The sequence below is a fragment of the Mesorhizobium sp. WSM2240 genome (genome assembly GCF_040438645.1).
GTDB lineage: Bacteria > Pseudomonadota > Alphaproteobacteria > Rhizobiales > Rhizobiaceae > Allomesorhizobium.
In genome coordinates, this window is sequence record NZ_CP159253.1 from 1,588,067 (window position 1) to 1,610,814 (window position 22,748).

Here is a 22,748-nt window from a genome sequence, read left to right on the forward strand (position 1 = left end):
TTTGCTTGCGGGATTTCTAATCTCTGCGGGCGGGGATTTTTTTAAGGCTGAGAGGGCTGTCGTGGCGGGCAGCCGACCGTCGCTTAATTATCCAATGCACACTCATCGAGAAAACCGGTTGCAAAACAGGATCAGTTATGCGATAAGCAAAACTGGTTGCATGTCGCAATCAGTTTCAGGAAGGAGTCTAACATGCCCAAACTTCGCGTTGGCTGTTTCAGCCTGTCACTCGACGGCTTCGGCGCCGGCCCCGACCAGAGCCCCGACGACCCGCTCGGCAAAGGCGGCGAGACGCTGCACGAATGGTTCATCCCGACCCGCACATTTCAGCAGGTGCACGGAAAAGAGGGCGGCACGACAGGTGCCGACGACGAGTTCGCGGCGCGCGCCTTCACCAATATCGGCGCGTGGATCATGGGCCGAAACATGTTCGGGCCGGTTCGCGGACCTTGGCCCGACGAAAATTGGAAAGGGTGGTGGGGAGACAATCCGCCCTATCACTGCCCCGTCTTCGTGCTGACGCACCATGAGCGCTCGCCGATCACCATGGAGGGCGGCACAATTTTTCACTTCGTAACCAACGGCATCGAAGCGGCGCTCGAGCGCGCCGTCCAGGCCGCCAATGGCAAGGATGTGCTGATCGGCGGGGGCGTGGCGACCGTCCGGCAGTATCTGCGCGCCGGGCTCATCGACGAGATGCACCTTGCGATCTCGCCGGTGCTCCTCGGCTCCGGCGAACACCTCTTCGCCGGTATCGATACAGTCGGCCTCGGCTACCGGTGCACCGAGCACGTTCCCACGCAAAACGCCACCCATGTCGTGCTGACCAGGTAGGGGCGGATATTGACGCCGACTTCTCTATCTCCTCCCTTCTCTTCCAACGCCAGAAGGCGAGAACCGCCTTCTGGCCGATCGGCGAAGCCATGCGGCTTCCGAGCGTCCGCCTCGCATCGCCTGCGCTCTCCAGTTTGTCACGCCGCCCGCGCTTCGTGGAAGCGGCACCAGCCATTCGGGCTGATTTCGCCAGCGACGATTTCGCATCCGTTCGGCTGCCGGAAGTAAGTACACCCGGCGCATCGTCGGCCGCGATTTGGGGTGTCCTGATAGAGCGCCAGGACCTTGGAAGTCTTTCCGCCTCGCACTGCGGAGACGCAGGCCGATAGACCACCTGCGCCCGCAATCGCTGCACCGGTCACGGAAACTTTCAGGAATTTTCGGCGCGACAGCATTCGGCTTTCGCCAGCATCTGCCGACCCATGGCTATCATCTTTTTTCATGACGTTTCCTCCGCGCGGCCGATATCGGCCCGCGTCTTGTTCCGGGGGACTTCATCGTCGCCCGTCGGCTTCAAGTGCTTTTCAGCGCGCCGTTCATCCTCTCCTGCGCATAGGCCCGGGAAATCGGGGCAGGCCTGCCGTCGCGGCCAGCGTCGCCCCCGGACCGAACTGCAATGCGCGCCTGCGTGAGAGATAGAGTGAAGGCTTTGCACGGATCATGGCTTCCTCCCAAAGCCCGCCGGCGTCAGTTTTGGCGCGCCGGATCACGGGCCAACAGCCTCAACCGCGCCGAAGGTGAAATGTTCCTTAACCCTACCGCTCAGGGTCACGACGCTGTCCGGCCGGTGGCTATCACGGCTCGCAGAATTGTAGACATGTGGACAAGACCGCACGTCCACATGTCATCATCTATGGTGTTGGGGGCGGCTCAAGCGTGCGTTGTTAGACCAGGCGACACCTTGTAGGTTGGAACGACACCTTGGAGATTGGAACATGGCGCTCAAGCGGATGGACAACATAGGAATCGTCGTCGAAGACCTCGGAGGGACGATTGATTTCTTTCGCGAACTCGGCCTCGAGCTCGAAGGGCGGGCGACGATCGAAGGAGAATGGGCCGGACGTGTCACTGGACTGGGCGATCAGCATGTCGAGATTGCCATGATGCGCACACCGGACGGCCACAGCCGGCTCGAGCTCTCCCGCTTCCTCAGGCCGCATGTCGTCGCAGATCACCGGAACGCCCCGGTCAACGCCCTAGGCTACCTCCGCGTCATGTTCACCGTGGACGATATCGACGAGACGCTTGAAAGGCTCCGCACGCGCGGCGCGCAGCTCGTAGGCGAAGTCGTCCAGTATAAGGACGCGTATCGGCTCTGCTACATCCGCGGGCCTGAAGGGCTTCTCATCGGACTCGCCCAAGAACTCGGCTGAGAGCAATACGAAGACAAATGGCGAAGAGTGACCAATGTCAGCAGGTGCGTCCGAGGCCGATCCGCCTCAACCGCGCTCAGCCGAGGCGCTGCCGGCAGGTGGCTCACGTATCAACAAACTGACGACGCAGAAAGCGTATCTGCGCTGGCGAAAGAAGCGACGACTCGACTCCAAATAAATTTCAGCCCACTCTTAGCTAACCGCTGGCCCGATGAAGCCCCGCACTCGTCTGTTCGGTCACCCGGAGTCGGATAAACCAGCGGCCCATGCCCGGACTGGAAAGACCCGCCTCTCAAATGGGCCGGCAACGGACCAATCTCCGGGAGACGCATGGGGGCCACTGGCGGCGGAAGTACAACGCCAAGAGTGGGCCGATACACCAGCGAACGACGGCTTATTCGTAACGCTGGCATGACTCACGAAACCTTTTGGTTCCGTGGCCACGGACCGAGGGATTCCCCATGAAGCCCAAGGTCACGATAGAAGTGAAAGTGAACACCGCGCTCTGCCTATTTGGAATCGCGGCCATTCTCTCGATCTTCTTTTAATGGGGGCGTCCGGAGCGATCCGGGCGTCTCTCTTTCCGCTTCACCGCTTCCTGTTTAGGTTTCGACGGCGTCGAAAGAGCGCGGCGCAGCGCATCATCGCGGCGCTTTTTCGATTTCGCGCTCATCTTCTTTGTTTGGCTTGGGGGGAATCATCCAATGGAAGAACCACAAACTCCTAGACAGCTCGTAACCTCGGGCGTGACTGAAGAGCAGCAAAGCCAACTTAGATCGCTAGGGGATTTAGTTCTATCCGCATACATCGAGACAGGCAAAATGCGTGCGAGCATCGCGCTTGCAGAGCACTCCATCTCAATCCTTAACGACCTGATGCGACAGGATCGCGAGAGCGGGTATAGCCTGTCCACCGATATCCCTGCTCATATAAGTCTTGTCCAACACTGGCCACCCATTGCAGCAACTTACGCTATCAGTACCCTGTATCAGTTTCGAGAGGTGCTGAACGGCTTTGGGGAATGGATGGACGCATCAACGATCAAGCCCTGGCTGGTTGAGCCAGATTTCGTCTCCAACGCCCTTGCCCTATTCGAAAAGAATTTCCCCAAATGGGAAGCTACTCGCCACGCCACCGCACATTCGGCAGAGATTCGACGGAAGGTGGATAAGAACTTGCATAGCGCGCCACTGTCCAAGGGACCTGTGAGAAAAAACAAGGGGTCTACGATGATCATGCAAGATACTTTTGATGGGCGCACCATGTACACGACGAGGCGCGGAGAACTCCTTAAATTCGAAGCTACGCCCGAGAACTATCAGCGGCTTCTCGCGGTTTACAATCTGCTTCTGTCAGGCGCTCGCGTGGATACATCCCGACCGTTGCAAAGTTGAATTTACCATCAACGGTCACGCCGAACTTCAGACCAAACTCGCCCATGAAGGCTCCCGGATCGGCCTTCTCAAGCGCTTCATAAACCGCTCGCGCCAATTATTAGGAAAATAATCCTTGACACCGTGACGGTGCTCTGGTAGGTTCTCGCTATCGTCGGAAAAGTGTGGGCAGCGGCAAGCCGGGGCGGAAGCCCGCGGGCGTAAGGCGCTGCCCCGGCCCTTCGGGCCACTTCTCCCGCAGTTCCTTCGACAAGCTCAGGAGGGGAGAAGGGACGCGGAGATTCCTTCGCGCCCCCTTCTGTCCTGCCCACACGGCGGAGATCGGCCGGCATTGGCGTTCAAGCAAAATCACGGACAGATTGGAGAATCTATCATGCCTGCGGCAATCAGCCCTGTGCAGTTGGCGGCGCTGCGCGCCTTGCGCGAAGGCGAGAACCCGACATTTTCGCGGCTTGGGGCCGCGGGCAAGATCAACCCCGCGACGCTGCGCGAACGCGCCCGCCGCGACAACTGGAAGACGCGGCGCTTTACGCGTTCCGGGGCGGAAGCCAGGAGCGGGGCGCCGGAAGGCGAAGCCGGGGCGGAAGCGCTGGCCGACCTGCCGGAGGGCATGTCGCTCGAGGACGTGCGCAAGCGGCTGGCCGAAGTGCTGCCGCGGCTTCTCGCGCGCATGGTGGAACTCGCCGAACGCGGCGTTCTCGACAAGGGGCGCATCGACGCGCTGCTGGCGATGGGCCGCATACTGGAACAGTGGGAAGCGGTCGCCCAGGCGTCCGCGGCAGAACAGCAGAAAAGAAGCGATGACGAACTCGCCGCAATGCTCGAACGGGTCGACGAACGAATTATCGAACTTGCCCAGGCTTACGCAGAACGGCTGGGCGGCGGCGAACATTCCGAAGGAGCAGGTTGAACGGATCCTCGCCGAATGGTTCGGCCGCGCCCGGCCCAAGCAATATCCGCTGGAACGGCGGCCGGCGACCTGGGTGGTGATGGGCGGGCGCGGGGCCGGCAAGACCAGGCTCGGCGCCGAATGGGTGAACGGGCTGGTGCGCGGGTTGCCGCCTTTCACGCGGCGCGGACGCGGGTATGAGCGGATCGCGCTGGTGGGCGACACGCTGGGCGATGTGCGAGAGGTGATGATCGAGGGTCCTTCGGGCATCCTGACGATTTCGCGCGAGCCCCGGCCGCGCTTCGAGGCCGGCCGGCGCAGGCTGGTCTGGGATAGCGGCGCGGTGGCGCTGATGTTTTCGGCTGAGGATCCGGAGAGCCTGCGCGGGCCGCAATTCGACGCCGCCTGGTGCGACGAACTCGGCTGCCCGGCGGTCGACAAGGGGCCGAACCAGCCCAACGTCTTTCCCGATCCGAAATCGGCGGAGAATGCGATTCCTTATTTTTCCGGCGCAGGTAGGTCGGACCTGGCGCAGCAGCGCTTTCTCGAAGCGCATGCGAGCTACTGGGATCCTGCGGACGCGGATTTCGAGGAGGCGCACAACCCGCTGTCGCCGGTCTATGGCGGCCGCATGGTCGACATCGAACGCGTCTATGTCTGGGCGTGGGATGCGCGGCCGTTTCCCGCCTTTCCGGCGCTCGGCGACCGCTGGACCGATGGCGGCAACTGGCATTGCGGTCACTGGTTGAACGGTCGGCTCGGCAGCCCGGATGCAGGCGCACTGATCAATGCAATCCTTGCCGACCACGGATTACCTGCAGCCGACGTGGCTCACGCTGACGGCACGCTGCACGGCTACGTCGTCGCCGATCCTTCTTCGGCGCGCGCGGCGCTGGAACCGATCGTGGAGCTGTTCGACCTCGCAGTGTGCGAGGAAGCCGAGGGTTTAGTTTTCCGGCGCAGGGGCGCTCAAAATGCGCCGCCGGCCGAGATTTCCGAACTCGTTTCGGACGGCGGCAATCCGGTGATCGAGACTGTACGCTCGCCCGACCACCAGCTTCCGGTCGAACTGGTGCTGGCGTTCCGCGAGCCTTTTGCCGAATATCAGACGGCGGCGGTGAGAAATGTCCGCTTCGGCGCGACCGGCAGCCGACAGCAGACGATCGATTTTCCCGGCGTACTGGAAACCGGGCAGGGCCGTGCGCTGCTCGACGATTGGATGCGGCGCATCTGGTCCGAACGCGAACAGGTGACGTTCGCGATTGCCGAACACCGTGCCGACATCCGGCCTGGCGCCGTTCTGCGCCTTCCGGCGGCGGAAGTGGATTCCGACTTCATCGTAACCGAGATCGAGGATGGCCTGGTCAGGCGGGTGACGGCGCGGCAGATCGCGCGGACGCCGCCATCCCCCTGGCTCCCCTCCGGCTTCGGCCCGGTTCAGACGCAAGATTCGCTTGCCGGCAAGCCGCACGCGCTGTTTCTCGATTTGCCTTCGCGGTCCGGCTCTGCTGCGCCGCAGGACCAGTTCCGCGTCGCCGTCTGGCAGAAGCCGTGGCGGAGCCAGACCGTCCTGGCATCGCCGGAGGATACCGGCTTCGGTTTCCGCGCGGCGGTCGGCAAGCCTGCCGATCTTGGGGTGCTGGTCGAGCCGCTGCCTGCGGGCTTCGAGGGGCGGATCGACCGGGCGACGGCAATCATCATCGAGCTCTTCGACGCCGAGGCGGCGAGCGTCAGCCGGCTGCAATTCTTGAATGGCGCCAATGCAGCCGCCATCCGCTCGACAATCGGTGCATGGGAGATCGTGCAGTTTGAGAGCGCGGAAGAAATCGAGGCGGGCGTGTGGCGGCTGAGCAATCTGCTGCGCGGCCAGCTCGGCACTTCCGACGCCATGGCGGCGGGCGCGCCGGCCGGAGCGGACTTCGTCATGCTCGACGATGCGGTGCAGCCGGCCGGGCTTCGCGCCAGCGAGGCCGGGCTTCTGCTCAATTGGCGCATCGGGCCTTCCGAGGCGGACATTTCCAGCGAGAATTTTTCCGCCCATACCGAAACCGGCGGCTTGCGCGCACGACTGCCGCTGTCGCCGGTCCATCTCCGCTGCCGGAAGAACGCGGGTGGGGCGGAGATTTCGTGGATCAGGCGCGGCAGGATCGACGCCGACGATTGGGTGCAAAGCGAAATCCCGCTCGGCGAGGAGCGGGAAGATTACCGGATCGAGATCGCCGCGGCCGGCGGGCCGGTCGTCCGGACAGCGTTGTCGCCGGAACAGAACTGGCAATACCCCTCGGTCGACATCTTGGCCGATTTCGGCGGCTTGCCGGTCGAGATCGACGTCACCGTCAGACAGCTCAGCGCCGCCGCGGGCTGGGGGATTCCGGCGACGCGCCGTTTCATCCTCTCATAATCAGATTTTCACAATTTGCCTCAACCAACAGGAGCATTTCATGACCGCAAGCAAACCCTGGTACCTGTCGCGCACCATCTGGGCGTCGCTGGTGACGATCCTCACTGCCGCGATGGGCCTGATGGGCATGTCCGGAGCCGGGATCGACGATGCCGCGCTGACCGATGCGGTGCTGCAGGCGGTCACAGCGCTGGCTGGCGTGATCGCAATCTTCGGCCGGCTTTCGGCCAAGGACAGGATCGGGTGAGGGGCAGGCAGGCGGCATCGGATCGGCTCGCGCCCCGCTTGACGCCGCCCCTGGGCTGTTTGACTGTTCATTCCATGTTCAGCAGGCTTGGGTTAGAACCGGCGGCATGAAAACGCTACGTTCCATACGCTGGTCCGCAACGCTCGCGCTCTGCGCGGCGATGGCCGCCACGCAAGCTCCGGCCACGCCGCTCGAGGCGCCGGAGCAGGCGGAGCCGACGATCATGGCCCAGACCGACTGCTACGCGATCGGCCAGCAGGTCGCTGCGCAGAGCGGCGGCACGCTGGCGCGGGCAAGTTCGTCGAGCCAGGGCGGACGGCCCGTTTGCGTAATCGTCGTGCTCGTGCCGGGCAAGGAAGGACAGCGCCCGCGGCGGCGGGAAATCGTCGTTCCGGCCGACTGACCGGTCGCTGTTTCCCCGATGCGAAAAGCCTCTTATACCTGAAGCTTCTGCAGCAACGAGCACGTGATTCCATGCGGATACTCGTCGTCGAGGATGACAAGGACCTGAACCGGCAGCTTGCCGAAGCGCTGACGGATGCAGGCTATGTCGTCGACAAGGCTTTTGACGGCGAGGAGGGCCACTTCCTCGGTGATACCGAACCATACGACGCCGTGGTGCTCGACATCGGCCTGCCGCAGATGGACGGCATCAGCGTGGTCGAGCGCTGGCGGCGCGGCGGCCGCAAGATGCCGGTGCTGATCCTGACGGCGCGCGACCGCTGGAGCGACAAGGTGTCGGGCATCGACGCCGGCGCCGACGACTACGTGACCAAGCCTTTCCATATCGAGGAAGTGCTGGCCAGGGTGAGGGCGCTGATCCGCCGCGCCGCCGGCCATGCTTCGTCGGAACTGTCCTGCGGGCCGCTGCGGCTCGACACCAAGGCTTCCAAGGCAGACGTCAACGGCGTGCCGCTGAAACTCACCTCGCATGAATTCCGGCTGCTGGCCTATCTGATGCACCATATGGGCGAGGTGGTGTCGCGCACCGAACTGGTCGAGCATCTCTACGATCAGGATTTCGACCGCGATTCCAACACGATCGAGGTCTTCGTCGGTCGCCTGCGCCGGAAGATGGGCATCGACATGATCGAGACGGTGCGCGGCATGGGGTACCGCATGCGCGAGCCGGAGGCGTGACGGACGCAGCTTCAAGCAGGCGCCCCGACGGCGAGCGACGCCGATGAATTTTGGACCGCGCTCGCTGACCTTCCGCGTCATCGCCTTCTCCACGGTATGGGCGATCGTTGCGCTGGTCGTCATCTACACGGTCATCGCTGCACTTTACCGCCAGACCAGCGAACGCGGCTTCGACAGCCTGCTTTCGGCGCATCTGTTCAATCTGATCGGCTCGGTCGGCGTTTCGGCTTCGGGCGAACTGACCGGCGGCCCCAATCTCGGCGATCTGCGCTTCTCACGGCCGAATTCGGGCTGGTACTGGGCCGTCGAGCCGGTCTCGCGCGGCCTGACGGGCGAATTGCGCTCGCCGTCCATGACGCGGGCGGTTCCCTCGCCGAGCGCGCAGCAGGCGCCCTTCAACATCGATTTCCAGCGAAATTATGCGATCGAGGGCATCGAGGGGGAGGAGCTGGAGGTTCTCGAAAGCGAGTTCGTGCTCGATGCGCAGAACCGCGTCGCCCGTTTCAGGGTGATGGGCAACCGCAGTGAACTCGAGGAGGAGATCGCCATCTTCGAGTGGCGCCTGTTCACTTATCTCTCGCTGTTCGGCTTCGGCATGATCGCCATCAACGCGGCCGCAATCCTGCTGGGGCTGCGGCCGCTGAGACGGGTTCGCGCTTCGCTGGCTCTGGTGCGGCAAGGCACGGCGCAGCGGCTGGACGGCCGCTTTCCCGCGGAGATCGAGCCGCTGGCCAACGAGACCAATGCGCTGATCGAGAACAACCGCCGCATCGTCGAGCGCTCGCGCACCCAGGTCGGCAATCTCGCCCATTCTCTGAAGACGCCGCTGGCCGTGCTGTTGAACGAAGGCCGCGCACTCGGCGGCGACAAGGGCCGACTGATCGCCGCCCAGGCGGCGTCGATGCAGAGCCAGGTGGATCACTATCTGCAGCGCGCCCGCGTCGCCGCCCAGCGCGACAGCGTAGTCTATCGCACGCCGGTCGGGCCCCTGCTCAAGCGCATGGCGCGGGTGATGGAAAAGCTGAACCCCAGGACAAAACTCTCGCTGCGCCTGCCGGCAACGGATGTGATTTTCGCCGGCGAGCGCGAGGATCTCGAGGAGATCGTCGGCAATCTTCTCGAAAACGCGATGAAATGGGCGCGCAGCGCGGTGACAATTTCAGCCGAGCTGCTGGAGGACGGCGCCTCCAGCATGTTCGCCATCTCGATCGAAGATGACGGGCCGGGCATTCCCGAAGAGAAGGCGCGCGAGGCGCTGAAGCGCGGCCGGCGCCTGGACGAAACCAAGCCGGGCACCGGGCTGGGCCTTGCCATCGTCGCCGACCTGGTCAACGAATATGGCGGCCGGCTGCTGCTGGAGCGGTCCGCCATAGGCGGCCTGAAGGCGATCGTTCAGCTGCGCAGCGTCCAGTAGAGATTTTGCATATGCTTGCCGCCTCATCGCCGGCCAAATTTCGGCCAAACATAGTCACTATCGCAACGCCACTTCTTTGCGGTTGCGGCATTTTTCTCTATTGGTGATTTGCATGAACATTCGCGCGGCGTTGGTTGCCGGAATGCTTGCCGTATCCGGTTGCACCACGACAGGGCTGGGCGACAGCAAGGTGGTCTCGGCCGCGGGCGGACTGGCCGACAAGATAACCGGCGGGGACGACGGCAGCGGCAAGGTGGCGGCAACGATCATCGCCGCGATGAACGGCGGACTTGTCGGGGGGCAGATCGGCGCGGGGTTGGATGAACGCGACCGGCGCATCGCACTCGAAGCCGAGTACCGCGCGCTCGAATACACGCAAAGCGGCCAGCCCGCGACCTGGAAGAGCGACCGGTCGGGCCGGTATGGCACGGTGGTCGCGGCGCAGCCCTATCGCGTAGGCTCGCAGGACTGCCGCCAGTATAGCCATACGGTGTACTTCTCCGGTCAGTCGCGCAATGCGCGCGGCACAGCCTGCCGCAATCCGGACGGGAGCTGGACGCCGCTGACGTAGTTAGATTCAGGTGAGGCCGGCTTGCAATGCCGGCTTCCCGCGCTTCCGGAGTTGAAATCCGGCGCATCTCTGGCTGACGCCCTGCCATAACCGTCAATCAGCCGCAGGCCGGCAATGTTGGCAGGCAGGCCGGCGCTGGCTATTGAGATTACCATGCTGTTCTGGATCGTTGCCGCATTGTTGACCTTCGGCGCCAGCCTGGCGGTCCTGCTGCCGCTGGCCAGCCGGCCGAAAGCCGATTCGACCGACGCGCATGATCTCGAGGTCTATCGCGACCAGCTGTTGGAGGTCGACCGCGACGCCGCACGCGGGCTGATCGGCGACGCCGAGGCCGAGCAGGCGCGCGCCGAGATCGGGAGGCGCATCCTTCGCCTCGACGCCGGCAAGTCGGCCAACGCTCCGCGCTTCGCCGGGGCAGGGCGGGTCATCGGGGCGGCCGCCGTTCTGGCGGTCCCGCTGATAAGCTGGGGCATCTATGCGACGATCGGCTCGCCAGACATTCCGTCGCAGCCGCTCGAGCAAAGGCTGGCGAAGAACCCGGCCGAAAGCTCGGTCGACGAACTCGTGGCGCGCGCCGAGGCGCATCTTGCCGCCAACCCGGCGGACGGGCGCGGCTGGGACGTGCTGGCGCCGATCTACCTGCGCACCGGCCGCTCCGCTGAGGCGGTGACCGCCTATCGCAATGCTATCCGCCTGCTGGGCGCGACCGCCGACCGGGAAGCCGGCCTTGGCGAGGCGATTATGAGCGCGGCCGGCGGCATCGTTTCGGCGGAATCGCAAGGAGCATTCGAGCGGGCGCTGGCTCTCGAAGCCGGCCATCCGAAGGCGCGCTACTACCTGGCGGTGGCCCTAGCCCAGGAAGGCAAGATTGCACAAGCGCGGGCGGCGTGGCGCGCCCTGGCCGACGGGCTGCCGGAAGATTCACCCTGGCGCGAGGCGGTCGAACAGGCGATCGCGGCAGCCGGCAGCCGCGTGGCGGCCGGCGAAAGCGGCGAGGCGGCGGGTCCCAGCCAGGAAGACATCGACCAGGCGGCTGAAATGCCGGCCGCCGACCGGACCGCGATGATCGAGACCATGGTCGCGGGGCTGGATGAAAGACTGCGGCAAAATCCGCAGGATCCGGAAGGTTGGACGCGGCTGGTGCGTTCCTACATGGTGCTGGGCAAGCCCGACCAGGCCAAGGACGCGCTCGACCGCGGACTGAAGGCGCTGGGGCCGGCCACGGAAGAGGGCAAAAAATTCGCCGAATTTGCCGCAACGCTCGGCGTGGCGGCGACGGAGTAGCAACGGATGACGCGAAAACAGAAACGCCTGTCGGTGATCGCCGGCGCACTCGCATTTCTGGGCGCTGCGACGGGATTGACCTTTTATGCGCTCGGCCAGAAAGCGTCGTTCTTCTATATGCCGGCCGATTTGCAGGCGGCAACGCTGGAGCCGGGGCAGCGGATCAGGCTGGGCGGCCTGGTCGAGAAGGGCACGATCGTGCGGGGGCAGGGAACGGAGGTCACCTTCTCGGTAACCGACATGGAAAGCTCCGTTCCCGTGACGTATGTCGGCATCCTGCCGGACCTGTTCCGCGAGGAGCAGGGCGTCATCACCGAGGGCAGTTTCTCGCCGTCCGGGGTATTCGTCGCGGACTCGGTGCTGGCCAAGCATGACGAAACCTATATGCCGAAAGAGGTCGCCGACAGCCTGAAGGCCAAAGGCGTCTGGCAGGAGAATTGAGCGGCATGGTCGAAACCGGACATTTCGCGCTCGTTCTGGCCTTCGCATTGGCGCTGGTGCAGTCGGTCGTGCCGCTGTTTGGCGCGCGCGCTGGCAATGAGCGGATGATGGCGGTGGGCGGCCCAGTCGCGGTCGCCGGCTTCGCGCTGACGGCGCTGTCCTTCGCCGCGCTGACCACGGCCTATGTGCAGTCCGATTTCTCGGTGGCGAATGTCTGGGAGAACTCCCACTCGCTGAAGCCGATGCTCTACAAGTTCACCGGGACCTGGGGCAATCACGAGGGCTCGATGCTGCTCTGGGTGCTGATCCTGACGCTTTTCGGGGCGCTAGTAGCGGTGTTCGGATCCAATCTCCCCTCGACGCTGCGCGCCAATGTGCTGGCCGTTCAGGGCTGGATTGGTGCGGCGTTCCTGCTTTTCATCCTGGCGACGTCGAACCCGTTCGCGCGGCTCGTCCCGGCGCCGATCGAGGGCCGCGATCTCAATCCGATCCTGCAGGACATCGGCCTCGCGGTTCATCCGCCGATGCTCTATCTCGGCTATGTCGGCTTTTCCGTTTGCTTTTCCTTCGCTGTGGCGGCCCTGATCGAGGGCCGGATCGACGCCGCTTGGGCGCGCTGGGTGCGGCCATGGACGCTGGCCGCATGGATGTTCCTGACCGGTGGCATCGCCATGGGCTCCTACTGGGCCTATTACGAGCTCGGCTGGGGCGGCTTCTGGTTCTGGGATCCGGTCGAGAACGCCTCGTTCATGCCGTGGCTGGCCGGCACGGCGCTGCTGCATTCCGCGATCGTCATGGAAAAGCGCTCGGCGCTGAAGATCTGGACGCTGCTGCTCGCCATCCTGACCTTTTCGCTGTCGCTGCTGGGCACATTCCTCGTCCGATCCGGGGTGCTGACTTCCGTGCACGCCTTCGCAACCGACCCGAGCCGCGGAGTTTTCATCCTTTGCATCCTAACGCTGTTCATCGGCGGCTCGCTGGCGCTTTTCGCGATACGCGCGGGCAGCCTGACCGCCGGCGGCGTGTTTCATCCGATTTCGCGGGAGGGTGCGCTGGTCCTCAACAATCTCTTCCTGACCACGGCGACCGCGACCGTACTGGTCGGCACTTTGTATCCGCTGGTGCTGGAGGCGATCACCGGCGACAAGATCTCGGTCGGCGCGCCGTTCTTCAATTTGACCTTCGGGCCGCTGATGGTGCCGCTGCTGGCAGTCGTGCCGTTCGGACCGGTGCTGGCGTGGAAGCGCGGCGATCTCTACGGCGCCGGACAGCGACTGATGGCGGCCTTCGCCGGCGCGCTGCTGGCGGTGCTCGTTGTGATGATGTTCGTCGACGGCGCGTCGGTGTTCGCGGCGCTCGGCATCGGGCTGGCAGTTTGGCTGGTTCTCGGGGCGCTGACCGACCTCGCGCTGAAATCGGGCTTCGGCAGCGTTTCGGGCCACATCATGCTGCACCGCCTCGTCGGTCTGCCGAAATCGGTTTTCGGAACGGCGCTGGCCCATCTCGGCGTCGGACTGACGACGCTCGGGCTTGTCGGCGTGCTGTCGTTCGAGCAGGAGAAGATCCTTGCCATGCGCCCCGCCGAGACGATGGAAATTGCAGGCTATACGCTTCGTTTCGATGGCCTGAGGCCGGCGCGCGGGCCGAACTACACCGAGGAGCGTGGGCATTTCGAACTGATCGGTGCGGACGGCGAGGCGGCCAGCGAACTGGTTTCGTCGAAACGCTTCTACACGGCGCGCCAGATGCCGACGACGGAGGCAGGGATCAAGACTATATGGCCCAGCCAGCTCTACGTCTCGCTCGGCGACCCGACGGCGGATGGCGGCGTGGTCGTAAGGGTCTGGTGGAAGCCTCTGGTGACGCTGATCTGGATCGGCGGGTTGGTGATGATGATCGGCGCTGCCGTGTCGCTGATGGACCGGCGGCTTCGTGTCGGCGCGCCGTCGAGGCGTGCGCGTCCGGCTGCGGAAAAGCCTGCTCCGGGACTGCCGTCATGATGCGGGCGCTTGCCGGCCTCGCGGTTGTCGTGGCGCTGCTGGTCGCAGCGCCTGCTGCGGCCGTCCAGCCGAACGAGGTCCTGCAGGACGAGACGCTGGAGGCGCGTGCGAGAGATCTGTCGGCGCAACTGCGCTGCATGGTCTGCCAGAACCAGTCCATCGACGAATCCGACGCCGAACTCGCCCGCGACCTTCGGGTGCTGGTGCGCGACCGGTTGAAGGCCGGAGACAGCGACGCCGATGTGATCGACTATATCGTTTCCCGCTATGGCGAGTTCGTGCTTTTGAAGCCTCGCTTCAGCATCCGCAATGCGCTGCTATGGGGCACGCCGCTCATTCTGCTCATCGGTGGCAGCATCTTTGCAATCCTCTCCGCCCGGTCCAGGCGACGAACCGAGACCAAACTGTCGGAAGAGGAAGAGGCGGCGCTCAGCCGCATCCTCGGAGAGGCCGAAAGATAGCGGCGCACCCTTGCGCTCGTGTCTGGTCCGCCTGGTCCATCAAGACTCAAGGATCTCTGGCAGTTTCAGTTCAAATACCGCTTGCGGGTCGGCGAATCCTTTTAGCGTATGCCGGCCAAGATCGCGGATCATGCTCGACGGCAGCACTGAGGCGACTTCTTTCGAGCAGACGGCCTTCCTGTCGAGCAGCTTGGCCGCGCTTTCGAGGCGGCTGAGGTAGTTTACGGTCGGGCCGACAACGGTAAAGTCGAGGCGGTCGAGGCTGCCGATATTGCCGTACACGACGGGGCCAACATGCATTGCGGCAACGAAGGGCTTGTCCGAAACGGCGGGCTGTCCAAAGGCTTGGGCTATGCTGCGGGCAGCACGCATGCAAGCCTCGTCGCGGCCGTGCTCTTCGGCCGAGAAGACGGAAAGAACGCCGTCGCCGACGAATTTCAGCACATCACCGCCCTCTGACCGTACGGCGTCAACGACGACCTCGAAGTAGGCTCCCAAGCTCTCCAGCAGATCTTCCGGCGGCAACCGTTCCGAGAGCCCGGTAAAATCGCGCAGATCGGTGACCAGAACCGCCGCTTCGATCTCCGTTGTTTGTCCGCGCCGGAAAGCGCCTTTGCCGATACGGTCGGCGGGCCCGGCGCCCAGATAGACCTCGAGCAGGCTCGCCATCGAGTGACGCATGGCCGCTGGCTCCAGCGCAGCAGCGACTGCCGGAGCCAGCGCCTCGATTAGCGCTACATCGCGGTCGGAAAAGCCACCGGGCCGGTCGGTAGTAAAGGCGCCGACCTGAACCGAGCCGTCGCCGTATTCGAGAGGCAGCGCGAGATAGTCGGTGCTGCCTGCTGCCGCCAGTTCGAACAGGACCGGATGGTCGCGTTTTTCCACCAACTGTTCGAGCGAGTGGTGAAAGCTCGTCCGCGAGACGACTACGCGCTCGATGGGGCTGCCCCTGTAAGAGTCCGTTGCGAGCATGCCGCGCGGCACCGTATAGCGCTCGGCTCCGCCGCCTCTGGTCCATATCACGCCCCAGGCGCTGATCAGCGGATTGGCGACTGACTGGCCGATCCGCACGCGCCGCAGCGGAATGCCGGCCGCAACAAGCCGTGCCGCCAACCCTCCGACGATCTCCTCCGGAGTGCCGCGCTGCCTGGCCGGGCCGATCAGCCAGAACGCAATCTCGGCCTGAACAGTCCCAGGGTCGTCGGTGTCAGCCAATATCTTCATCCAGTGGGAGCACGCGTCTCGCGCCGCACCGTATGCTGCACATCGCCCGAAGGAAAGTTCCGGAGTCAGACGGTCGTTCCAGACATGGAGTTTGCCACTGCCGTTGACATTACCAAAATTTCATCCGCCGGAAATGGCGTGGTAATGTGCCGATCTCTATCTCTTTTGCCAGTGATGCCGCTCTCCGCGCATCCGCAGAATCCGCAGAAGAGGATACGAGATACGATGAACACCCAAGGAAATCCCCTTTCACGCACCCGCAAGCGGCTTTTGGCCGCTGTAGCCTCCGTAGCCGTCGCAGGCGCGGTCGGCTTCGGCGCTGTCGCTTCCGGCACCGTGCCGGTGCAGGCCGAAGCAGCAACGGTCGAAACCCAGGCCCAGGCGCCCGGCTTCGCCGATGTCGTCGAGCGCGTTTCGCCTGCGGTCGTCAGCGTCCAGGTCAAGGCCAGCTTCGCGCCTGCGGCCGAACGCGGCGGCGACTTTTTCACCGGCCCGGAAGGCTTCGAAGACCTGCCGGACGACCATCCGCTCAAGCGCTTCTTCCGCGAATTCCGTGGCGACCGTGACCAGGATCGCGGCCGGCGCTTCGAACGCCGCGGCGGCCGTGGGCAAGCTCGCCCGATGGCGCAGGGCTCCGGCTTCTTTATCTCCGAGGACGGTTACCTGGTCACCAACAACCATGTGGTCCAGGGCGGCTCCGAATTGGTCGTCGTGATGGACAATGGCGACGAACTCGACGCCAAGCTGATCGGCACCGATCCGCGCACTGACCTCGCTGTCCTCAAGGTCGAGGAAAACGGCCGCAAGTTCACCTATGTCGAATTCGCCGATGACGGCAAGGTTCGCGTCGGTGACTGGGTCGTGGCCGTCGGCAATCCGTTCGGCCTCGGCGGTACGGTCACGGCCGGCATCGTCTCGGCCCGCGGCCGCGACATCGGCGCCGGTCCTTACGACGACTTCATCCAGATCGACGCGGCGGTGAACCGCGGCAATTCCGGCGGTCCCGCTTTCAACCTCAAGGGCGAAGTCGTGGGCATCAACACCGCGATCTTCTCGCCCTCGGGCGGCAATGTCGGCATCGCTTTCGCCATCCCCGCCTCGACCGCGAAGCTGGTCGTCAACGAACTGATGAAGGACGGTCGTGTCTCGCGCGGCTGGCTCGGCGTCCAGATCCAGCCGGTCACCGACGAGATCGGTGAATCGCTCGGCCTGGCCAATGCCAAGGGCGCACTGGTGTCCGAAGCCCAGCCCGACGGTCCGGCCAAGGAAGCCGGCATCGTCGCAGGTGACGTGATCACCAAGGTCGACGGCAAGGACGTCTCCTCGCCGCGCGAACTTGCCCGTCTTATCGGCGGCATCGAGCCCGGCAAGACCGTCGAGGTCACGCTGTGGCGCAACGGCAAGAACGAAACTATGAAGCTCGAGCTCGGCGAACTGCCGGGTGAGCAGAAGCAGGCTGCGCTCGATCCGCAGGCTCCGGCTCAGGAGACCGGCACGCTTGCCGATCTCGGCTTGACGGTGACCAAGGCCGATGACGGTAAGGGCCTGGTCGTGACCGATGTTGCGCCCGACAGCGATGCGGCTGAACGCGGCATCCAGGCCGGCGACGTGATCACCTCGGTCAACTCGACCGAAGTGAACGGTGCAGCCGACGTCTCCAAGGCGATGCAGGAAGCCGCCAAGGCCGGCCGCAAGTCGGTTCTGGTGCAGGTGACCCGCGACGATACCAACCTGTTCGTGGCGCTGCCTGTCGCAGCCAGCTGATGAGCTTTCCGGCGCGCGCGGTCTCAGCACCCCCGAGCCGCCGCGCCGGAGAAGACGGAACCGGCCTGTATCCTCGTACTCCGCACCGGTTCCGACGGCAGCAGGCGCCCATCGCCTGCTGCCGTTGATTTTGGAGAACGGTCATGAATATCGCACCCGCAGCCGATGACGAATTTGCGTATAGTGAGCGCATGAAGATTCTGGTCATCGAAGACGATCGCGAAGCGGCCGACTATCTGCAAAAGGCGCTGAGGGAGGCCGGCCACACCGCTCATGTCGCGGGCGACGGCGAAACCGGCTTCGCGCTCGCCGATTCCGGCGATTATGACGTGATGATCGTCGATCGCATGTTGCCGCGGCGCGACGGGCTTTCGGTCATTGCCGGGCTGAGATCACGCGGCAACACCACGCCGGTGCTGATCCTTTCGGCGCTGGGTGAGGTTGACGACCGCGTGACAGGCTTGAGGGCCGGCGGCGACGACTATCTTACCAAGCCCTTTGCTTTCAGCGAGCTTCTGGCGCGCGTCGAGGTGCTCAACCGGCGGGCGAGCTTCAAGGAAGCCGACACCGTCTACCGCATCGGCGATCTCGAACTCGACCGGCTGTCGCACACCGTGCGCCGCAGCGGCCGCGAGATCTCGTTGCAGCCGCGCGAATTCAAGCTGCTCGAATATCTGATGCGCCACGCCGGCCAGGTGGTGACGCGCACAATGCTGCTTGAAAACGTCTGGGACTACCATTTCGACCCGCAGACCAATGTGATCGACGTGCATGTCTCGCGGCTGCGCGGCAAGATCGAGAGGGGCTTCGACAGTCCGATACTGCACACGGTGCGCGGCGCCGGCTACATGCTCAAGGCCGCCTGATCGATGGCGCTGCCCGCCATCATGAAGACGACGGCGGCGCGGCTCTCGGCGATGTATCTGTTGCTGTTTGCTGCCTGCGCGTTGCTCCTGGTCTTCTACATGACCTCGCTTTCGGTCCGCATGCTGACCGCGCAGACGCAGCAGACCATCAACGAGGAAGTGCAGGGGCTTGGCCGCGCCTATCAGCGCGGCGGCCTGCCGCTGCTCGTCCGAACCGTCGAGCGGCGCGCGCGCCAGCCCGGCGCCAACCTCTATCTGATCGCCGACGCCAACGGCCGCATCCTTTCCGGAAATGTGGAAAGCCTCGAACACGGCGTGCTCGAGACTGACGGCTGGACCGACCGGCCGTTCGCCTATCAGCGCTTTGGCGAGGCGAATCCCGAACGCCGGCAGGTCTCCACCCCTGAGCAGGAGGGTTCCCTCTCGACGCACGATGCCATCGCGCTGGTGCTGAGATTGCCCAACCGGATGATCCTGCTGGTCGGGCGCGATCTCGGCGAGCCCGAGCGCTTCCGCGTGGTGGTGCGCCGCGCGCTGATGGTGGCGCTCGGCATGATGGGTCTGGGCGGCCTGCTGATCTGGTACTTCGTCGGGCGCTACGCACTGAAACGCATCGACAATGTTTCCGAGGCCTCGCGTCGCATCATGGGAGGCGATCTCTCCGGGCGGCTGCCGGTGACCGGCGCCGGCGACGAATTCGACCGGCTTTCCGAAAACCTGAACGCCATGCTGGCCAAGATCGCCAATCTGAACGAGGGCTTGAAGCAGGTTTCGGACAATATCGCGCATGATCTGAAGACGCCGCTCACGCGGCTGAGGAATCGCGCCGAGGCCGCCCTGTCCGGGAAGCCCGAGACGGCGGAATATCGCGAGGCGCTGGAAGGGACCATCGCCGAATCCGACCAGCTGATCCGGACCTTCAACGCCATACTGATGATTTCGCGGCTGGAGGCCGGCTACTCCGCCGAATCCGTGTCGAAGGTCGATCTTGCGGATGCGGCGCGCGACGTGGTCGAGCTTTACGAGCCGGCGGCCGAGGAAGTCGGCGTCGCGCTTGAGGCCGAGGTTGCGGGCGAGTTCGTCATCGAGGGCAACCGCGAGCTGATCGGCCAGGCGCTTTCCAATATCGTCGACAATGCGATCAAATATTCGGCGGGTGCGACGGAAAAGCCGGTGGTGCGCGTCACGCTGGAGAAAAAGGCGGGCGAGGTCAGGCTCGCCGTGACCGACAACGGCCAGGGCATCGCCGATGATGCTGACCGGCAGCGCGCAACCGAACGCTTCGTGCGCCTCGAACAGAGCCGGACGCAGCCCGGCTCGGGCCTGGGCTTGAGCCTCGCCAAGGCGGTCATGACGTTTCACGGCGGGCGGCTTGATCTTTTACCTGCCGATCCCGGATTATCGGTCATCATGAGTTTTCCGGAACGGGGCGGATAGATGGCGGCAAGCGCGACGGCCAAGGCGAAGGCGGCTGAATTGCTGATCAGGCCCGCGGTGGCGCTTAAGCCGCTCGACCCGACGCGGGCCCGGCGTGAGCTTTCAGAGATCGCCGACGCCGCCGGCGAGGCAGGATTCGAGCGCCTTGCGGCATTTCTGGCCGGCAAGGGGGCGCAGCAGGATTTGCTCGCCGCCATATTCGACCTCTCCGCCTTCCTTCGCGACTGCGCCCGTCGCCGGCCGGAAATCCTCGACGCGTTGTTCGATCACGCGATCGAGGCGCGGCTTTCTTCGGTCCAAACGGAAATCGCCGCCGCCGTGCGCGCGCAAGCGGTTTCGGAAAAGGGCCTGATGATGGATCTGCGCCGGCTGAAGCTGGAGGCGCATTTCCTGATCGCGCTTGCGGAACTGGCGGGCGAGGCTGACACGGAGGCGACTGTCGGCAGGCTGAGCGCGCTTGCCGACGCATGCGCAACCGCAGCAGCGGATTTCCTGCTTCGCGAGGCGCATTTCCAAGGCAAGCTGAAACTGCCCGATCCCGACCGGCCGGCAGAAGGTTCGGGCTGGATCCTGCTCGGCATGGGCAAGCTCGGCGCGCACGAGCTCAATTTCTCGTCCGACATCGATCTCGTCGTGTTCTTCGATCCCGAAGCGCCGGCGGTCACTGATCCGTATGAGGCATCCGAACTCTTCGCCCGGCTGACGCGCCGGCTGGTGCGCATACTCCAGGATCGGACCGAGCACGGCTATGTCTTCCGGACCGATCTGCGCCTACGCCCCGATCCCGGCTCGACGCCGCTCGCGATCCCGGTGGCGGCGGCGCTCAACTATTATGAGGGTCGCGGCCAGAACTGGGAGCGCGCGGCCATGATCAAGGCGCGGCCGGTGGCGGGCGACCTCGCAGCGGGCGCTGGGTTCCTGCGCGAACTCCAGCCCTATGTCTGGCGCAAATACATGGATTTCGCGGCAATTGCCGACGTCCATTCGATCAAACGCCAGATCCATGCGCATAAGGGGCATGGCGACGTCGCGGTGAAGGGCCATAACGTGAAGCTCGGACGTGGCGGCATTCGCGAGGTCGAGTTCTTCGTGCAGACGCAGCAATTGATCGCGGGCGGCCGGTTTCCGGAACTGCGCGGCCGCCAGACCGTCCCGATGCTCGGCGAACTGGCGGCGCGCGGCTGGATCACGGCCGAGGCGCGCGACGCGCTGACCAGCCAATACTGGTTCCTGCGGCGCGTGGAGCACGCGATCCAGATGGTCGCCGACGAGCAGACGCATATCCTGCCGGAGGACGACGAAGGCCTCGAACGGATCGCCCATATGCTGGGCTTCCGTGATAAGGGTGAGTTCTCGGCGCGTTTCCGAGCCTCCCTGCACGAAGTAGAGCGGCACTATGCGGCGCTGTTCGAAACCGCTCCGGAACTGTCCTCCGGCATCGGCAATCTGGTGTTCACCGGCGATGTCGACGACCCCGACACGTTGCAGACGCTGCACCGTCTGGGTTTCCAGCGGCCGAGCGATATTTGCCGGGTGATCCGCACTTGGCATTTCGGCCGCTACCGCGCGACGCAGTCGGCGGAGGCGCGAGAGAGGCTGACCGAACTGACGCCGGCGCTGCTCGAAGCGTTCGGTTCGACCCGGCGCGCCGACGAGGCGCTGCTGCGTTTCGACGAATTCCTGGCCGGCCTGCCTGCCGGTATCCAGTTGTTTTCGCTGCTGCAGTCCAATCCGGCGCTGCTGAGGCTGCTGGCGACCATAATGGGTGCTGCGCCCAGGCTTGCCGGCATCATCACCCGCCGTCCCCATGTCTTCGATGGCCTGCTCGACCCGGCGCTGCTTTCCGAACTGCCCAACCGGGCCTATCTGGCCGGCCGGCTGGGAGCTTTTCTCCAAGGCGTTAAGGCGCATGAAGAAGTGCTCGACCGGCTGCGCATCTTCGCCGCCGAGCAGAAATTCCTGATCGGCGTGCGGCTGCTTGCAGGCTCTATCGACGCGGCGCGCGCCGGCAAGGCGTTTTCCGATCTGGCCGATCTGACGATCGGGGCGGCGCTCGACGCGGTGATGGTCGAATTCGCACGTCGTCACGGCAGGGTACCCGGCGGCAGGGCGGCGATCCTCGGCATGGGCAAGCTCGGCAGCCGCGAACTCACTGCGGGATCGGATGTCGACCTCATCCTGCTCTACGACCATGATGACGACGCAGAAGAATCCGACGGCGAGAAGCCGCTGGCGCCCTCGCACTATTTCGCGCGCATGACGCAGCGCTTGATCGCAGCCGTTTCAGCACCGACGGCCGAAGGTGTGCTCTACGAGCTCGATCTGCGCCTGCGGCCATCCGGCAATAAAGGGCCGGTCGCCACCCATATCGACGCGTTCCGGAAATATCAGCGCGAGCACGCCTGGACGTGGGAGCACATGACGCTGACGCGGGCGAGGGCAGTCGCCGGCGACAAGTCGCTTTGCGCCGAGGCGGAAGCCGAGGTGACGGCGGTGCTGAAACTGCCGCGCGACCGCGCCAAGATCACCACGGATGCGGTCGAGATGCGGGAGTTGCTTGAGAAGGAGAAGCCGCCGCGCGACCAGTGGGACATCAAGCTCATCCCCGGTGGGCTGATCGATCTCGAGTTCATCGCTCAGGTCGCGGTGCTGACGCTTAGGGTGGAGGCTGGCAGCCGCGCTACGGGTACGGCCGAAATCCTGTCGCGGCTTGCCCCTGGCTTCGCGGACGCCCAGACCAGGCAGGATCTGTCCGATGCCTACGCACTCTATCTCGCGCTGACGCAGATGATTCGGCTCTGCCTGACCGGAAATTTTGACCGTAACGACGTGCCGCCGGGTCTTTCCGACCTGATGCTGCGCGCGACCGACCTGCCCGAATTCGGCGTGCTGGAAGCGCACGTCAAGGAGACGGCGCAAAAGGTGCGAAGCCATTTCGACCTTTTGCTTCGAGCGAAACGGAAATGAGGGGATGGGATGCCCGAACTCTGTTTCGAACTGCATCGGGG

Annotated in this window: 20 protein-coding genes; 18 read left to right on the plus strand and 2 right to left on the minus strand. The window is 64.4% G+C overall.

Going from position 1 to position 22,748, the window contains the following annotated elements; genetic code table 11:
• The first annotated feature begins 192 nt into the window (after positions 1 to 192).
• Entirely contained in the window at positions 193 to 834 is a 642-nt protein-coding gene (locus ABVK50_RS07585; RefSeq protein WP_353642139.1) for a dihydrofolate reductase family protein, read from the plus strand.
• Positions 835 to 971: 137 nt separating this feature from the next.
• On the opposite strand, the gene ABVK50_RS07590 is transcribed toward ABVK50_RS07585, so the two are convergent.
• On the minus strand, positions 972 to 1,277 hold the full coding sequence (locus ABVK50_RS07590) for a twin-arginine translocation signal domain-containing protein (RefSeq protein WP_353647020.1): 306 nt from the start codon (positions 1,275 to 1,277) through the stop codon (positions 972 to 974).
• A 492-nt stretch (positions 1,278 to 1,769) separates the two neighbouring features.
• Between ABVK50_RS07590 and ABVK50_RS07595 the strand changes: the two genes are divergently transcribed.
• The 13 genes from ABVK50_RS07595 (at position 1,770) to ABVK50_RS07655 (ending at position 14,449) form a co-directional block, all read left to right on the plus strand.
• The gene (locus ABVK50_RS07595) at positions 1,770 to 2,207 is read left to right on the plus strand and encodes a VOC family protein (protein WP_353642137.1); all 438 of its coding nucleotides are present in this window, start codon (positions 1,770 to 1,772) and stop codon (positions 2,205 to 2,207) included.
• A gap of 704 nt (positions 2,208 to 2,911) precedes the next feature.
• Positions 2,912 to 3,601, plus strand: a complete 690-nt coding sequence (locus ABVK50_RS07600) for a hypothetical protein (RefSeq protein ID WP_353642136.1) — start codon at positions 2,912 to 2,914, stop codon at positions 3,599 to 3,601.
• Positions 3,602 to 3,974: 373 nt separating this feature from the next.
• A complete protein-coding gene (locus tag ABVK50_RS07605) occupies positions 3,975 to 4,511 on the plus strand; it encodes a hypothetical protein (protein WP_353642135.1) in 537 nt (178 codons plus the stop codon).
• On the plus strand, positions 4,453 to 6,891 hold the full coding sequence (locus tag ABVK50_RS07610; RefSeq protein WP_353642134.1) for a glycoside hydrolase TIM-barrel-like domain-containing protein: 2,439 nt from the start codon (positions 4,453 to 4,455) through the stop codon (positions 6,889 to 6,891). Before ABVK50_RS07605 ends, ABVK50_RS07610 begins: the two co-directional genes overlap by 59 nt.
• A gap of 40 nt (positions 6,892 to 6,931) precedes the next feature.
• Positions 6,932 to 7,138 carry a hypothetical protein gene (locus ABVK50_RS07615; protein WP_353642133.1) on the plus strand — a complete coding sequence of 69 codons (207 nt, stop codon included), beginning with the start codon at positions 6,932 to 6,934 and terminating at the stop codon, positions 7,136 to 7,138.
• A gap of 106 nt (positions 7,139 to 7,244) precedes the next feature.
• The gene (locus ABVK50_RS07620) at positions 7,245 to 7,541 is read left to right on the plus strand and encodes a hypothetical protein (protein WP_353642132.1); all 297 of its coding nucleotides are present in this window, start codon (positions 7,245 to 7,247) and stop codon (positions 7,539 to 7,541) included.
• 71 nt (positions 7,542 to 7,612) lie between these two features.
• Positions 7,613 to 8,278 (plus strand): response regulator transcription factor, encoded by a 666-nt coding sequence (locus ABVK50_RS07625; protein ID WP_353642131.1) that lies wholly within the window; start codon positions 7,613 to 7,615, stop codon positions 8,276 to 8,278.
• 43 nt (positions 8,279 to 8,321) lie between these two features.
• The gene (locus tag ABVK50_RS07630; RefSeq protein ID WP_353642130.1) at positions 8,322 to 9,692 is read left to right on the plus strand and encodes an ATP-binding protein; all 1,371 of its coding nucleotides are present in this window, start codon (positions 8,322 to 8,324) and stop codon (positions 9,690 to 9,692) included.
• Positions 9,693 to 9,804: 112 nt separating this feature from the next.
• Entirely contained in the window at positions 9,805 to 10,263 is a 459-nt protein-coding gene (locus ABVK50_RS07635; protein ID WP_353642129.1) for a hypothetical protein, read from the plus strand.
• A 153-nt stretch (positions 10,264 to 10,416) separates the two neighbouring features.
• On the plus strand, positions 10,417 to 11,547 hold the full coding sequence (gene ccmI, locus ABVK50_RS07640; protein WP_353645990.1) for a c-type cytochrome biogenesis protein CcmI: 1,131 nt from the start codon (positions 10,417 to 10,419) through the stop codon (positions 11,545 to 11,547).
• A gap of 6 nt (positions 11,548 to 11,553) precedes the next feature.
• On the plus strand, positions 11,554 to 11,988 hold the full coding sequence (gene ccmE / locus ABVK50_RS07645; protein WP_353642128.1) for a cytochrome c maturation protein CcmE: 435 nt from the start codon (positions 11,554 to 11,556) through the stop codon (positions 11,986 to 11,988).
• A gap of 5 nt (positions 11,989 to 11,993) precedes the next feature.
• The gene (locus ABVK50_RS07650; protein WP_353642127.1) at positions 11,994 to 13,988 is read left to right on the plus strand and encodes a heme lyase CcmF/NrfE family subunit; all 1,995 of its coding nucleotides are present in this window, start codon (positions 11,994 to 11,996) and stop codon (positions 13,986 to 13,988) included.
• Positions 13,985 to 14,449, plus strand: a complete 465-nt coding sequence (locus tag ABVK50_RS07655; RefSeq protein WP_353642126.1) for a cytochrome c-type biogenesis protein — start codon at positions 13,985 to 13,987, stop codon at positions 14,447 to 14,449. Before ABVK50_RS07650 ends, ABVK50_RS07655 begins: the two co-directional genes overlap by 4 nt.
• 39 nt (positions 14,450 to 14,488) lie before the next feature.
• On the opposite strand, the gene ABVK50_RS07660 is transcribed toward ABVK50_RS07655, so the two are convergent.
• Complete coding sequence (locus tag ABVK50_RS07660; protein ID WP_353642125.1) at positions 14,489 to 15,664, minus strand: adenylate/guanylate cyclase domain-containing protein; 1,176 nt, start codon at positions 15,662 to 15,664, stop codon at positions 14,489 to 14,491.
• 234 nt (positions 15,665 to 15,898) lie between these two features.
• On the opposite strand from ABVK50_RS07660, the gene ABVK50_RS07665 reads away from it, so the two are divergent.
• From ABVK50_RS07665 to ABVK50_RS07680, 4 genes are all read left to right on the plus strand, one after another.
• Complete coding sequence (locus ABVK50_RS07665) at positions 15,899 to 17,437, plus strand: Do family serine endopeptidase (protein ID WP_353642124.1); 1,539 nt, start codon at positions 15,899 to 15,901, stop codon at positions 17,435 to 17,437.
• 191 nt (positions 17,438 to 17,628) lie between these two features.
• The gene (locus tag ABVK50_RS07670; RefSeq protein WP_353645989.1) at positions 17,629 to 18,303 is read left to right on the plus strand and encodes a response regulator transcription factor; all 675 of its coding nucleotides are present in this window, start codon (positions 17,629 to 17,631) and stop codon (positions 18,301 to 18,303) included.
• A gap of 3 nt (positions 18,304 to 18,306) precedes the next feature.
• Positions 18,307 to 19,740 (plus strand): ATP-binding protein, encoded by a 1,434-nt coding sequence (locus tag ABVK50_RS07675; protein WP_353642123.1) that lies wholly within the window; start codon positions 18,307 to 18,309, stop codon positions 19,738 to 19,740.
• Positions 19,741 to 22,707, plus strand: a complete 2,967-nt coding sequence (locus tag ABVK50_RS07680; RefSeq protein WP_353642122.1) for a bifunctional [glutamine synthetase] adenylyltransferase/[glutamine synthetase]-adenylyl-L-tyrosine phosphorylase — start codon at positions 19,741 to 19,743, stop codon at positions 22,705 to 22,707.
• Positions 22,708 to 22,748 lie beyond the last annotated feature (41 nt).

Coding starts and splice junctions, on each gene's coding strand:
- ABVK50_RS07680 (WP_353642122.1), top strand. CDS start 19,741: ATGGCGGCAAGCGCGACGGCCAAGGCGAAGGCGGCTGAATTGCTGATC.
- ABVK50_RS07630 (WP_353642130.1), top strand. CDS start 8,322: ATGAATTTTGGACCGCGCTCGCTGACCTTCCGCGTCATCGCCTTCTCC.
- ABVK50_RS07625 (WP_353642131.1), top strand. CDS start 7,613: ATGCGGATACTCGTCGTCGAGGATGACAAGGACCTGAACCGGCAGCTT.
- ABVK50_RS07600 (WP_353642136.1), top strand. CDS start 2,912: ATGGAAGAACCACAAACTCCTAGACAGCTCGTAACCTCGGGCGTGACT.
- ccmE (WP_353642128.1), top strand. CDS start 11,554: ATGACGCGAAAACAGAAACGCCTGTCGGTGATCGCCGGCGCACTCGCA.
- ABVK50_RS07635 (WP_353642129.1), top strand. CDS start 9,805: ATGAACATTCGCGCGGCGTTGGTTGCCGGAATGCTTGCCGTATCCGGT.
- ccmI (WP_353645990.1), top strand. CDS start 10,417: ATGCTGTTCTGGATCGTTGCCGCATTGTTGACCTTCGGCGCCAGCCTG.
- ABVK50_RS07585 (WP_353642139.1), top strand. CDS start 193: ATGCCCAAACTTCGCGTTGGCTGTTTCAGCCTGTCACTCGACGGCTTC.
- ABVK50_RS07670 (WP_353645989.1), top strand. CDS start 17,629: ATGAAGATTCTGGTCATCGAAGACGATCGCGAAGCGGCCGACTATCTG.
- ABVK50_RS07590 (WP_353647020.1), bottom strand. CDS start 1,277: ATGAAAAAAGATGATAGCCATGGGTCGGCAGATGCTGGCGAAAGCCGA.
- ABVK50_RS07615 (WP_353642133.1), top strand. CDS start 6,932: ATGACCGCAAGCAAACCCTGGTACCTGTCGCGCACCATCTGGGCGTCG.
- ABVK50_RS07650 (WP_353642127.1), top strand. CDS start 11,994: ATGGTCGAAACCGGACATTTCGCGCTCGTTCTGGCCTTCGCATTGGCG.
- ABVK50_RS07665 (WP_353642124.1), top strand. CDS start 15,899: ATGAACACCCAAGGAAATCCCCTTTCACGCACCCGCAAGCGGCTTTTG.
- ABVK50_RS07655 (WP_353642126.1), top strand. CDS start 13,985: ATGATGCGGGCGCTTGCCGGCCTCGCGGTTGTCGTGGCGCTGCTGGTC.
- ABVK50_RS07605 (WP_353642135.1), top strand. CDS start 3,975: ATGCCTGCGGCAATCAGCCCTGTGCAGTTGGCGGCGCTGCGCGCCTTG.
- ABVK50_RS07620 (WP_353642132.1), top strand. CDS start 7,245: ATGAAAACGCTACGTTCCATACGCTGGTCCGCAACGCTCGCGCTCTGC.
- ABVK50_RS07675 (WP_353642123.1), top strand. CDS start 18,307: ATGGCGCTGCCCGCCATCATGAAGACGACGGCGGCGCGGCTCTCGGCG.
- ABVK50_RS07595 (WP_353642137.1), top strand. CDS start 1,770: ATGGCGCTCAAGCGGATGGACAACATAGGAATCGTCGTCGAAGACCTC.